Source organism: Actinophytocola sp. (assembly GCF_050699935.1).
Taxonomy (GTDB): Bacteria; Actinomycetota; Actinomycetes; order Mycobacteriales; family Pseudonocardiaceae; genus Actinophytocola.
The window spans coordinates 1-12232 of record NZ_JBOHGB010000191.1 but is presented as its reverse complement, the minus strand read 5'-3'; the positions used below and the strand labels follow the sequence as shown (position 1 = coordinate 12232).

Below are 12232 nucleotides of genomic sequence, written 5' to 3'. Positions count from 1 at the left end.
GTCGCCGACGCGGCGCGCGAGCGGGTCGGCGACCTGCCCGCCGTGTCGGGGTTCGTCTCCGTCGACGGGCTCGGCGTGCGCGGCGAGGTCGACGGTCACGCCGTCGCCGCCGGCCGTGAGCACGCCACGAACGACTGGCTGCCTGCCCTGCCGGAGTCGTTGGCGCAGGCCAAGGCGGCCGCCGAGCGGCTCGGGCGGACCCCGGTCACGGTCGCCTGGGACGGCGAGGCACGTGGCCTGCTGGTCGTGGCCGACACCGTGAAGCCCACCAGTGCCGCGGCGGTGCGCCAGCTGCGTGCGCTCGGCCTGACACCGGTGATGCTGACCGGTGACAACGAGGCTGCCGCGCGTGCGGTGGCCGCGGAGGTCGGCATCGACGAGGTCATCGCCGGGACGCTGCCGGAGGGCAAGGTCGACGAGGTGCGCCGGCTCCAGGAGGAGGGCCGAGTGGTCGCGATGGCCGGCGACGGCGTGAACGACGCGGCCGCGCTCGTGCAGGCGGATCTCGGCCTCGCCATGGGCACCGGCACCGACGTCGCGATCGAGTCGAGCGACCTGACCCTCGTACGCGGCGACCTGCGCGGCGCGGCGGACGCGATCCGGCTGTCCCGGCGAACGCTGAACACCATCAAGGGCAACCTGTTCTGGGCGTTCGCGTACAACGTCGCGACCGTGCCGCTGGCCGCGGCCGGCCTGCTCAACCCGATGCTCGCGGGTGCGGTGATGGCGCTCAGCTCGGTGTTCGTGGTGTCGAACAGCCTGCGGCTGCGCGGTTTCACGGTGTTGCCGGGCAACGACACGGCCCCGTCCGGCCCCGCGCCGGCGCGGTCGCGCCCGCTCGCCGACGCGGCCTAATGCGCCGCCCGGCTCAGTAACACCGTCCACGGTTCGACGTCGCGGATCGCCAGCGTGCCGTCCCGCAGCCACGGGTCGCCGGCGAGCCGCGCGAGGACGGCCGCCTCGTCGGGTAAGTCCACGACGAGCACGGCGTCGGTGCCGTCACCCGGCCCGACCGGCCCGCCGAGCACCACGACGCCCTCGTCGGTGAGTGCGTCCATGAACGCCGCGTGCTCGTCCCAGCCGCGTTGGCTTCGGCGTGGTCTCGCGTGGTCCCATGTGGGGCCTTGTGCCTCCCGGACGAGGAAGTAGGAAGTCATGCCCGCACGGTAGGCCCGGGTACCGACAATTCCGGTGCGCCGACGACGAGCGGGTGGGGCGTCACGGGTTGATCAGCGATCGGTAGGCGTCCCGGATGTCCGCCGTGGACGACTTGACGTAGTAGTCCGACGACGGGCCGGGGTCGAAGCCGCCGTAGGAGGTGTACCTGATCACCTCCGGGCAGCTCGTACCGCCGATCTGCACGGCGGTGTTGGCGATCATGCGGCCCGTGCGGACCTCGAAGACCCGCACCGGGATCCTGCGCTTGTGAAAGCTGACGTAGGTGGGACCGATGTGCAGGCCGCCCGTGTACGGGCAGGTCTGCACCACGTCTCCGAACCTGCTCGCACCGGCGCAGATGATCAGCGTCGCGTTGGCCGGGTCGGCGGCCCGCCAGCCGCGCGGCAGGCTGTTGCGCTGGGAGTCCTGCCCGTACACCAGGGCACGGTGCGGACCGCGGCCGCGGTAGGGCTTGGCCGCGCCATAGGGTACCGGGTTCCGGCAGTACCCGGGCCGCTGGCTGGGCCCGGTGGTCTGCAGCCTGGCACGCAGGTCGGCGAGCTGGATGGCGTAGATGGCCAGCGTGACACCCCGCTTCGCCCGCGGTAGCAGGGAACTCGACGGGTACTCCGTGATCAGCTGCCGGTAGCGGTCCCGAGCGGTGGGCCCGTCCTTGTTCGCCAGCAACTGGTCCGCGCACGCGACGAGCGCCGTCGGGGCGAGCTGGGGGACGATCTCGGCGGCGCGCTCCAGCTCGGCGGTCGGGTCCTGCTGGTCGCCGAGCCAGTCCGTGATGGCGACCTTGGCACAGCCATCGCCCTTCTCCTCGTCCATCAGCGACTCCCGGAAGTCGTCGAGCACGGCGTCGACGTCGTCGCGTCGCTCGGGGAACTCGTCGCGGACCTCGGCGAGCCGCTCGAACCCGGCACGCAACGAGCCCGTGGCCGGGGCCAGGCCGAACCACAGGTCGCGGTCCGCCTGGTCGAGCAGCAGATCGGCCCGGTACCGGTGTGCCCCTTTCCATTGCGCCGCAGGCAGTTCCTCGTAGCGGGCGATCGTGGCGGCCGCCGCCTCCCGGTCGTTCTCGGCCTGCCCGCGGGCGCGCTCGACGAGACGGCACGCCTCGGCACTGTCGAGCATCCCGTCGGCCACGGGTGCGTCCCCGATCCGCTGCCAGAACCCCACACCATCCACAATGGACAGGACCAGGCCGCAGTCACCGGTCCGGTGGGCGGCGTCGGCGTCGTCGGCCCTCCCGTTGACGTCGAACCGGAACAGCACGAGCGGCGCCACCACCGCGACGGTGACCAGGGCCGCGACGAGCCGCTGCCGGCGCGCCTTCTTCACCGACCCCGCCGTCCGGAACGCGAGGGACCACCCGTGCAGGACGACCGCCACCCACCAGCCGACGAGCACGTACTGCAGCCACCCGGAATGCTCGGCCACCCCGAGCGCGACGAGCATGGTGGGGGAGATCAGCGCGCAGGCCGCGGCCAGCCCTCGCCGCCCGAGCAGGAGGTACCCGACACCGAACAACGACGCGTTCCCCAGCGCCACGGCGAGCGGGTCGCGCCCGGACGAGCTGGGCACGTCGACGGGAGGCGGCTCGGGAATCGGGTGCATGCGCGGGTCCTTCGTTCGGCGAGGTTGGCTTCGGCCCTGAATTCTCAGGGGCCGGTGCCGGGAGCGGTCCCGGGCTCGTCCGCGACCGGTCACCGATGGAGTGGAGTTCAGTTCGCTCACTGCGGGCGCCGAGATCACGGCGGAGGATGCCGACTCCACGGAGGTTCGGCACACGAGTGTCGGACTCGCCGGTCGCGAGCGTTGGACTCGCGGGTCGCGAGTGTTGGACTCGCGGGTCTGGAGTGTTGGACTCGCGTGTGGGAGTGGGGGACTCGCGTGCTATAGGTAACTGGTGGAGACCGGCCGTGACGTGCGGGGACCCGACTCACGTGGCGTGTGCTGCGTGGTGCGGGTCGGGGTGGCGTCCGGATGAGTTCGGCGTTTCAGCGGGCCCGGCGGCCCGAGCAGGTGGCCGCGCGTCGCGCGGCGATCCTGTCCGCGGCGGCGGAGATGCTGCGCGAGCGGCCGGTCGTGGACATCTCACTGCGCGAGCTCGCCGACCGGGTCGGGCTCGCGAAGTCCAACGTGCTGCGGTACTTCGACAGCCGGGAGGCGATCTTCCTCGAGGTGCTGGCCAGGACCTGGACCGCGTGGCTCGACGGCCTCACCCTCGACCCGGGCCGCTCGCGTGACCGCTACGCGCGCGAGACACACGTGGCCACGACCATCGCCGCCTCGCTGATCGCCGAGCCGCTGCTGTGCGACCTGTTCGGCGCGATGGCCGCCGTGTTGGAGCGCAACATCTCCCTCGACGTGGCGCGGGACTTCAAGACCCGCTTCCAGGGCAACACCGCCCGGCTCGCCACGATGGTCCGCGCGGCCGTCCCGGTGCTCGACGAGGCCGCCGCGACGCACTTCGCCGGCGCGGTCGTGGTCATCTCCGCCGGCCTGTGGCCCTACGCCACCCCGACCGACGTCGTGGCGACGGCCTGCGCCGAGCTCGGCGTCCCCTGCGGTGCCGACCTGTTCGCCCAGGGGCTGACCGAGGGCCTGGTCAACCAGCTCGTCGGGCTGGCCGCACGAGCGACGTAGGAGGCCGCGCACGAAGGCAGGCCCGCCCGGACCCGCTTCCCCGATGATGACATCTCATCGCGGGCCCGGGCGGGGTCTCAGGCGGGCCCGGTGCCCAGCTCCACCGCGACCTCGTGGGTCAGCGGGGCCAGGCGCCCATCCTCGAGCAGGCCGTGGTCGGCGAGCCGGCGCGCGACCGCCGGTGACAGCCGGCCCGCCGGGAGGCTGTCGGTGCCCAGGTACTGGAAGGCCGCCGCGGCCACTCGGTCCACAGTGGACATTTCCCGGTAGCGAGCCAGCAGCCGGGCGCGCGGGTCCAGGTCGTCCACCGCCAGCTCGTCGAGGATCGTCCCGGCCGACAGCCGCGCGGCGAGGTCGGCGAGCCCGAGCCGCGGCTCGGCGATCAGCACGGCGGCGGCCGCGCGGATGGCGAGCGGCAGGTGGTCGCAGCGCACGACGAGGTCCACGGCCGCCCAGTCCGGGGTGACGCGGGCGCGGCCGACCAGTTTGCCGAGCATGGCCACGGCGGCCGGAGTGGACAGTCGCCTTACCGCGACCCGGCAGGTGGCGTCGATGGCGGCGAGCGGGGTGTCGGCGGTGATCAGGAAACCGCAGTCGGGCTCCGCGACGAGCAGCGGCCGCAACCGCGCGGCCGACGTGCAGTGGTCGACGACCACCAGCTCGCGGCGGCCGGCCAGCGTCGAGCGCCACCGCGCGCCGTCGGGTGCGGTGGCGGTGAGGTCGACGTAGCGCTGGCCGTCGGGGTAGCACCACGCCGCCTGGTGGGCGGCACGCAGCGCCACGGCGGACTTACCGGCCCCGGGCGGCCCGTACACGACGACGACCCGCGCGCCCTCGTCGTCCGGGGTGCACAGCGCTGCCACGACGGTGCGCACCTCCTCCGCGCGGTTCACCAGCGTCACCTGGCGGGGCAGCTCGCAGTGCACGGCGCCGGCGGTGGTCGCGGTCGTCGTGGCCGGGCGGTCCAGCAGCGCCGGGTCGCGGTTGAGCATCGCCTGGTGCAGCTGCTGCAGCCGCGGCCCGGGCTCCAGCCCGAGCCCGGCGACGAACTGGTTGCGTGCCTCGGTGAACGCATCGAGCGCGGCGGCCACGTCCCCGCCACGGTACAGCGCGAGCATCAGGGCCGCCCAGCATCGCTCGCGCAGCGGGTGCTCGGTGACGAGCCGGCGCGCGGTGCCGACGAGCTCGGCGGTCCCGCCGGCCGCGAGCTCGGCCTCCAGCAGGTCCTCCTCCACGAGCAGCCGCTGCTCGGTCAGCGCGTCCAGCTGCCCGGCGAGCGCCCGCCGCGGCGGCAGCCCCTCGGCCGGATGGCCCCGCCACAACGCGAGCGCCTGGCGCAGGTGCGTGCGCGCGCTCGCCGGCTCGCCGTCGGCCAGCGCGCGGCGGCCGATGTCGGCGAGCCGGTTGAACACCTGGACGTCGAGCTCGTCGGGATCGGTGCGCAGCTGGTAGCCGCCGCCGCGGGAGACCAGGCGGTTGCGGCTGTCGCGGTCCAGCACGCGGCGCAGCGTCGTCGCGTAGGTGCGCACGTTGGACCGGGCCGACGGCGGCGCACCGCGCTCCCACAGCACCTTGCCGAGCGCCTCGAACGACACGACGGTGTTGGGCGCGAGCGCCAGGGCGGTGAGCATCAGCCGCACCTTGGTCGACGACAGGTCGACGGCCCGCCCCTCGTGGTACAGCTCCACCGGGCCGAGGAGGCGATATCGGATGCCCTCGAACGTCTCCATGTGCCAAGCGTGGGCAACCGCGCTAACAACTCCCTAATCAACCGGAACGTAACCACCTGGTCATCGTGTGTGCCGTTGCCGGGACGTGGTGCTGGGCATACGTTTCTCATGTGATCGTGGACGTGGCGCTCGCGGCCGGTGCGCGGTTGGGTGAGGGGCCGCTCTGGGATCCGCACGCGGCCGTGCTGCGCTGGGTGGACATCCTGCCCGGGCTGGTGCACCGGTTCGACCCGGCGTCCGGTGAGGACACCTCGTTCGAGGTCGGCGAGCCGGTCGGCACGGTGGCCGGGCGCCGCGGCGGCGGCCTGGTGCTCGCCACCGCGTCGGGCATCTTCACCTGCGCCGAGGACGGAACGGGTCGGACCCGGCTGCACACGGTGTCGACCGACCCGGCAGGCGGCCGGTTCAACGACGGCAAGGCCGACCCGTGGGGCCGGTTCTGGGGCGGCACGATGCTGGAGGGGACCGACGGCGCGGGCGCGTTCTACCGCCTCGAACCGGACGGGACGCTGCACACGGTGCTCACGAACGTCTCGGTGTCCAACGGGCTGGGCTGGTCCCCGGACGGCCGGACGATGTACTACGTGGACACTCGGACCGGCGGCGTGGACGTCTTCGACCACGACCCGGAGACGGGTGCGGTGTCCGGCCGGCGGCGGCTCGTCGACGTCGAGCGGGGCTGGCCGGACGGGCTGACCGTGGACGCGGACGGCAACCTGTGGGTGGCGCTGTGGGACGGTTGGGCGGTGCGGCGCTACACCCCGGACGGCCGGCTGACCGACACGGTCGAGCTGCCGGCACAACGGATCACGAGCTGTGCCTTCGGCGGAGCACGTCTGTCTACTTTGTACGTCACGTCGGCGCGCGTCGGACTGTCCGAAGAGGACCTCGCGCGGCAGCCGCACGCGGGCTCGCTGTTCGCGCTGGACGCTGCGGTCTCGGGGTTGACGCCCGGGGAGTGGGCCGGGTGAGCGGTCCTTGGGGAGTGAGCCGTTCGGCACTGGGTGATCGTGGGTGGTCGGGTCGAGTCTGTGAGGCGTGGTTTGTGTGCGGTGCTTGCGGAGTGAGCCGTTCGGCACTGGGTGATCGTGGGTGGTCGGGTCGAGTCTGTGAGGCGTGGTTTGTGTGCGGTGCTTGCGGAGTGAACCGTTCGATACTGGGCGACCGCGAGTGGCCGGGCCGAGCCTGCGAGGCGCGGTCGTGAGCTGGGCCGCGCGGCTGCGGGAGACCGGCGAGGACCCGGACCCGAGGTTCAGCTTCGCCAACGAGCGCACGTTCCTGGCGTGGATCCGTACGGCGCTCGCGCTGATGGCCGGCGGCATCGGCCTGGAGGCGTTCGCGCCGGAGCTCGCCGTGCCGGGGCTGCGGCAGGTCCTGGCGGCACTGCTGGTGCTCACCGGTATCGGGACGAGCGCGACGGCGTTCCGCCGCTGGCTGCGCAGCGAGCAGGCGATGCGGGAGCACCGGTCGCTGCCCGCGCCGACGGTGGCGCCGTGGCTGTCGTACGGGGTGGCCGTGGTCGCCCTGGCGGTGTTCGTGCTCGTCGTGGTGGCGAACCTGTGAACGTGGGGCGGTCGACGCCGAGCGGCGGGGTCCAGAACGAGCGGACCTCGCTCGCCTGGGTGCGGACCGCGCTCGGGCTCGCCGCGTGCGCGCTGCTAACCGGGCGGCTCGCGATGGTCCAGGACGCGTCGTGGGCGGTCGTGGCGGCGGTCGCGGCCGCCTCGCTCGGGTTCGGCGTGCTCGGCTGGTCGCACGACCGCTACCGGCGGGCCGCGCGGGCGGTGTGCGAGCAGCGACCGGTCGACCGCGCGGTGCCGGCCCTGCTGGTCACGCTCGCGGCCTGCCTGGTCGGGGCGTTGGCATTGCTGCTGATCGTGCTGTAATCGCCAGGCGGAACTGCCAGACGTCCAGGTACCGCGCGCGGAACCCGGCCTCGCAGTAGGCGAGGTAGAACTCCCACATCCGGCGGAACGTCTCGTCGAAGTCGAGGTCGGCGACCCGGTCGGCGGCCGCGGTGAAGCGCTCGCGCCACACCCGCAGCGTCCGTGCGTAGTGCTCGCCGAGCCGGCGGCGCGCGGTGATCGCGAGCCCGGCCGCCCGGGCCTGCCGCTCGATCGCCGGCACCGACAGCAGCTGGCCGCCGGGGAAGACGTACTTGGTGATCCACGTCTGCGAGTGCCGGGTCGCCAGCATCCGGTCGTGCGGCATCGTGATCGCCTGCAGGCCGACCACGCCACCCGGGGCGAGCACCCGGCGCAGCGTGGCGAAGTACTCGGGCCAGTACTCCTCGCCCACCGCCTCGATCATCTCCACCGACACGACGGCGTCGTAGCCGCCGGTCGCCTCGCGGTAGTCCCGCAGCAGCACGTCGACCCGGTCCGCGACCCCGGCCTCGGCGATCCGCTCGAGCGCGAGGTCGCGCTGCTCGGCCGAGATCGTCAGTGTGGTGACCGTGGCGCCGCGCCGGGCCGCGCGGACGGCGAGCGCGCCCCAGCCGGTGCCGATCTCCAGCACCCGGCTGCCCGGTCCGACACCCACGAGGTCGAGCACGCCGTCGATCTTGCGCAGCTGCGCGGCACGCAGGTCGTCACCGGGCCCGAACCACGCCGACGAGTACGTCATCGACTCGTCGAGCAACGTCGTAAACAGGTCGTTGGACAGGTCGTAGTGCCGGCGGATGTTGGCCCGCGCGCCGTCGGTGGTGTTCCGCTCGCCGGCCGGCCGCCGGCCGTCGACGACGTGGCGCAACAGCTGCAGCGGCCTCGGCACCAGGGTGGCCAGCCGCGCCGCGAACGGCGTGAGCGCGGTGGCCGGGTCGAGGCTGGTCCACTCACCGGCCACGTACGCCTCGCCGAAGCCGATCGTGGACCGCGTGCCGAGCCGGTGGAAGAACGCCGGGCTCTCGATGCGCAGCAACGGCCCGCCGCGCCCGATCAGCTCACCGCCGGGCAGCCGGACGAGCACCGGCAGCCGCCCCACGGCGAGGCGGAACAGCCGCTCGGCGAGCCAGGCTCGGGGAGTGCGGGGCGAGCTCGATCGCGGTCCGGGCGGTCGTCACTGAACACCGTCCTGCGGGACGTGGGCCCGGCGCGGCACGACCGGCAACCGGCGCAGCCACAGCGCGACGCCGTGCCGCTGGATCAGCGCACGCACCCGGATCGTGGCGCCGGTGCACACGTGCCGCAGCAACCGGCCCACCGTGACGGTGCCCCGCCGCCGGCCGGTGAGCACCGCGGTGAACGCCGGCCGGTCACCGCGGTGCAGTACGACCGACAGCGACAGCCGCTCGCCCGGCGGGGGCAGCCGCATCCGGTACTCCCCACGGACGTCGAAGAACGGCGAGACGTAGAGCTCCTTCGCCGCCGCCGCGCGCCAGCCGGCGTCCGGGCGCAGCAGGTAGCAGTGCCGCTCGCCGTAGGTGTTGTGCACCTCGGCCACCACGCACACCGGCGCGCCCGCGGCGTCGTAGCACCAGTACACGGTCAGCGGGTTGAACACCTGGCCGAGGGTGCGGGGCAGGGCGAGCATCGTGACCCGGCTCGCCCGGATGCCGTGCCGGGCAAGCCAGTCGTCGAGATTGCGCCGGATCGTCCGGTCCGACCGGCCGAGGTGGTCGCGCCCCTCGAACGTCGCGAACGGCGGCCGGTGGGGACGTGGTCGAGGTCGACCAGCCACGGCCGCATCCGGTGCGTGAAGCGGCGCGTCATCCGCTCGTGCCGGACGTGTGTCAGCCGGGCGTCGTACACGGTGGTCACGACTGCTCCGCCTCCCCGGAATTCAATGTGCTGGTTCCGGTGAAGAACGGAAGGCTCTGCCTGGTCACGTACTTGTGGCTGGCCTGCGTCACGTTCCCCTGAGGTGCGGTAGCGAAGCCTCCGGCCTGATTTGATCTTGAGGTTGACACAAGGGGTGTCATGCCCACCCGGATCCGAACCGCGTCGCGGCCCGGACACCCGACGCGCAGCAGTCCTCGTGGAAGCCCCAGCCATGGTAGGCGCCGGCGTACGCGGTGCGTGGTCCCGCGAGCTCGGGAAGCCGGCGCTGCGCGGCGACCGACTCCGGCGTGTACACCGGGTGCTCGTAGCGCATGCGGGCGAGCACCGAGTCCGCGGCGACGCGGTCGGTCGCGCCGAGCGTGACGACGTACGGCTCGACGGCGTCCAACCGCATCAGCCGGTTCATGTCGTAGCTCACGAGCACCCGGTCGGCACCGCCGCGGCAGCGCGGCTTGAGGTAGTTCCACGCCGCCGCCGCGCCGCGGCTCTCCGGCAGCAGCGTGGCGTCGGTGTGCAGCCAGGTCTCGTTGCGGGAGTAGGAGAACGCGCCGAGCACCTCGCGCTCGGCCGCGGTCGGGTCGGCGAGCAGCGCCAGAGCCTGGTCCGCGTGCGTGGCGAGCACGACCCGGTCCACCTGATGCTCGGTGTCCGCGTCGTCCCGCACGCTCACCCCGCCCGCGTGCCGGCGCACGGCGCGCACGGGCGTGCCCACGTGTACGGCCGTGAGGTGCTTGACCGCGCGCTCGACGTACGTGCGCGAGCCGCCGGTGACCGTGCGCCAGCTGGGCGAGCCGCCGACCGAGAGCATGCCGTGGTGGGCCATGAACCGGAACAGGTGGCGCACCGGGTAGGCACGGCTGAGCCGCTCCGGCGCCGACCACACGGCGGACACCACGGGCAGCAGGAAGTGCTCGACGAAGTAGCGGGTGTACCCGCCCGCCGCGACGAACTCGCCGAGCGTGCGGTCCGGGTCGCCGTGCGGCCCGGCGAGCTCGCGGCGGGCGTGCCGGTGGAACCTCGTGACCTCGCCCAGCATCCGCAGGTACCGCGGCCGGATCAGGTTGTCCCACCGCGGGAACAGGCCCGCGAGCCGGCGCCCGCCCGCGTACTCCAGGCCGCAGCCGAGGCAGCGCACGCTCATGGACATGTCGGAGTCCTGGGTGCGCACGCCGAGTTCGGCGAACAGCCGCAGCAGGTTCGGGTAGGTGCGCTCGTTGTGCACGATGAAGCCGCTGTCGACCGCGAGCGTGCCGGCCTCGGTGGGCACCTCGTGCGTGTGCGCGTGCCCGCCCAGGCGTGGCTCGGCCTCGAACAGCAGGACCTCGTGGCGGCGTTGCAGCAGGTACGCGGCGGTGATCCCGGCGACGCCGCCGCCGACGACGGCGATCCTTTCCCCGGGCGGGCTTTCCTTGCTCATATGGGAGGTACGGAGCAGTCGGGCGCGTGGATTGCTCCGTTCGGTTGTCCTTGCCGGCCAACATGTTCACCCGTGGGCATCCACAGTGGACGTACACATTCGCATGCCGTTGAATTCCGGACGCCGAGGGTGAACCGTCGATCACCCATCGCTAGCATGGCCTGGTGGCAGCTACAGGCGCGGGTGGCGCGGCGACGCCGCAGCGACCGGTCAGACGTGGGGACAAGGTGTCGGAGGCGATCGCCCGCGACATTGTTCGCCGGATCGGCGCGGAAGGCCTGCTGCCCGGTACGCAGCTGCCCCCCGAAGCCAAGATGCTCGAGGAGTACCGCGTCGGGCGCGGCTCGCTGCGCGAGGCACTGCGCATCCTCGAGGTGCACGGGCTGATCTCGATCAAGCCGGGCCCGCGCGGCGGACCGACCGTGGACCAGGTGCAGACCCGCAACTTCGGCCGTATGGCGTCGCTCTACTTCCAGATGGACGGGGTGACCTTCCGCGAGCTGATCGAGGCGCGGCTGACGATGGAGCCGGTACTGGCCCGGCGGGCCGCCGAGCGTAGCGAGCCGGAGCTGCTGGCGGAGCTGGCGCGGTTCGAGCGGCTGGACCGGCCCGACCAGGACTACCTGCACCACGCCATGAGCTTCCACCAACTCGTCGCGGTCATGTCCGGCAACCGGATCATGACCCTGTTCGGCCAGTCGCTCGCGGACGTCGTGCGCGACCGCGTGGCCGACGCGGTGTATCCGAAGTCGCGCCGTCGCGAGGTGCTGGGCACGCACGGGGAGATCGCCCGCGCGATCACCGCGGGCGACGCCGATCTCGCCGAACGACTGATGCGCGAGCACATGGAGGACTACGTCGCGCAGGCCAAGCGCCGCCATCCGGGGCTCATGCAGGAGGTCGTCGACTGGCGGTGACCGCTGCGCCGTTCGGCGTATCGCGCTCGCCCTTCGCTCGTTCGTCTCAACGGAGCGGTGCTTGCCGGGGAGGCGCCGGACGTGGAGCGCGACCGTGCGCGGGCTCGAGAGGGATGCCGGTGACCGAGGCCCTGGAGCAGGAACCCGATGTGGAGTTGATCGCGGCCGTTCGCGACGGTGACGTGTCCGCGTTCGGCGTGCTGTACGAACGTCATCTGCCGGCAGCCAAGCGGGCGGCGGCCTGCCTCGCGAGGACGCCGGCCGAGCGCGAGGATCTCGTCGCCGAGGCCTTCACCCGGGTACTGCGCGCGCTGCGCGAGGGCCGCGGACCGGACGAGGAGTTCCGGCCGTACCTGCTGGTGACCCTGCGCAACGCGGCGATCAACGGCGCGACGCGTGGCGTGCCGGTCGCGCTGTACGCGGACGTGCCGGACGTGTGCCCGATCGAGGCGGTCGACGAACCGGTGATCCAGCGCTGGCAGGCCACGGTCGCCGCGGACGCGTTCGCGAGCCTGCCCGAGCGGTGGCGGATGGTCTTGTGGCACACCGAGGTCGAGGACGAGTCGCCCGCGCACG

At 73.0% G+C, this 12232-nt stretch carries 14 protein-coding genes; 8 read left to right on the top strand and 6 right to left on the bottom strand.

Going from position 1 to position 12232, the window contains the following annotated elements; all coding sequences use genetic code 11:
* On the top strand, positions 1-855 hold an 855-nt coding region (locus ACRDTB_RS34560; RefSeq protein WP_431436443.1), incomplete at its 5' end, for an HAD-IC family P-type ATPase.
* On the opposite strand, the gene ACRDTB_RS34555 is transcribed toward ACRDTB_RS34560, so the two are convergent.
* Both ACRDTB_RS34555 and ACRDTB_RS34550 read right to left on the bottom strand, forming a co-directional pair.
* Positions 852-1157 carry a YciI family protein gene (locus ACRDTB_RS34555; RefSeq protein WP_431436442.1) on the bottom strand — a complete coding sequence of 102 codons (306 nt, stop codon included), beginning with the start codon at positions 1155-1157 and terminating at the stop codon, positions 852-854. The two genes, ACRDTB_RS34560 and ACRDTB_RS34555, sit on opposite strands and share 4 nt — an antisense overlap.
* A gap of 61 nt (positions 1158-1218) precedes the next feature.
* Positions 1219-2781: a hypothetical protein gene (locus tag ACRDTB_RS34550; protein ID WP_431436441.1), complete on the bottom strand. Its 1563-nt coding sequence runs from the start codon at positions 2779-2781 to the stop codon at positions 1219-1221.
* 369 nt (positions 2782-3150) lie between these two features.
* Between ACRDTB_RS34550 and ACRDTB_RS34545 the strand changes: the two genes are divergently transcribed.
* On the top strand, positions 3151-3813 hold the full coding sequence (locus tag ACRDTB_RS34545) for a TetR family transcriptional regulator (RefSeq protein ID WP_431436440.1): 663 nt from the start codon (positions 3151-3153) through the stop codon (positions 3811-3813).
* 77 nt (positions 3814-3890) lie between these two features.
* Here ACRDTB_RS34545 and ACRDTB_RS34540 read toward each other — a convergent pair whose 3' ends face one another.
* Entirely contained in the window at positions 3891-5543 is a 1653-nt protein-coding gene (locus ACRDTB_RS34540; RefSeq protein WP_431436439.1) for a BTAD domain-containing putative transcriptional regulator, read from the bottom strand.
* Positions 5544-5653: 110 nt separating this feature from the next.
* Here ACRDTB_RS34540 and ACRDTB_RS34535 point away from each other — a divergent pair, with 110 nt between their 5' ends.
* The 3 genes from ACRDTB_RS34535 (at position 5654) to ACRDTB_RS34525 (ending at position 7429) form a co-directional block, all read left to right on the top strand.
* Entirely contained in the window at positions 5654-6514 is an 861-nt protein-coding gene (locus ACRDTB_RS34535; protein WP_431436437.1) for an SMP-30/gluconolactonase/LRE family protein, read from the top strand.
* A gap of 229 nt (positions 6515-6743) precedes the next feature.
* Complete coding sequence (locus ACRDTB_RS34530) at positions 6744-7106, top strand: YidH family protein (protein ID WP_431436436.1); 363 nt, start codon at positions 6744-6746, stop codon at positions 7104-7106.
* Positions 7107-7108: 2 nt separating this feature from the next.
* Positions 7109-7429, top strand: coding sequence for a DUF202 domain-containing protein (locus tag ACRDTB_RS34525; RefSeq protein WP_431436435.1), 321 nt, complete (start codon positions 7109-7111; stop codon positions 7427-7429).
* Here the strand turns inward: ACRDTB_RS34525 and ACRDTB_RS34520 are convergent.
* Together ACRDTB_RS34520 and ACRDTB_RS34515 are read right to left on the bottom strand one after the other, a co-directional pair.
* A complete protein-coding gene (locus ACRDTB_RS34520) occupies positions 7374-8525 on the bottom strand; it encodes a class I SAM-dependent methyltransferase (RefSeq protein ID WP_431436434.1) in 1152 nt (383 codons plus the stop codon). The two genes, ACRDTB_RS34525 and ACRDTB_RS34520, sit on opposite strands and share 56 nt — an antisense overlap.
* A gap of 75 nt (positions 8526-8600) precedes the next feature.
* Complete coding sequence (locus ACRDTB_RS34515; RefSeq protein ID WP_431436433.1) at positions 8601-9221, bottom strand: DUF1365 domain-containing protein; 621 nt, start codon at positions 9219-9221, stop codon at positions 8601-8603.
* Here ACRDTB_RS34515 and ACRDTB_RS34510 point away from each other — a divergent pair.
* Complete coding sequence (locus ACRDTB_RS34510; protein ID WP_431436432.1) at positions 9200-9403, top strand: hypothetical protein; 204 nt, start codon at positions 9200-9202, stop codon at positions 9401-9403. The genes ACRDTB_RS34515 and ACRDTB_RS34510 overlap by 22 nt on opposite strands.
* A gap of 55 nt (positions 9404-9458) precedes the next feature.
* Here ACRDTB_RS34510 and ACRDTB_RS34505 read toward each other — a convergent pair whose 3' ends face one another.
* Complete coding sequence (locus ACRDTB_RS34505; RefSeq protein WP_431436431.1) at positions 9459-10739, bottom strand: NAD(P)/FAD-dependent oxidoreductase; 1281 nt, start codon at positions 10737-10739, stop codon at positions 9459-9461.
* A gap of 164 nt (positions 10740-10903) precedes the next feature.
* On the opposite strand from ACRDTB_RS34505, the gene ACRDTB_RS34500 reads away from it, so the two are divergent.
* The gene (locus ACRDTB_RS34500; protein WP_431436430.1) at positions 10904-11656 is read left to right on the top strand and encodes a FadR/GntR family transcriptional regulator; all 753 of its coding nucleotides are present in this window, start codon (positions 10904-10906) and stop codon (positions 11654-11656) included.
* Positions 11657-11775: 119 nt separating this feature from the next.
* The coding region (locus ACRDTB_RS34495; protein WP_431436429.1) for an RNA polymerase sigma factor at positions 11776-12232 on the top strand (457 nt) is incomplete at its 3' end.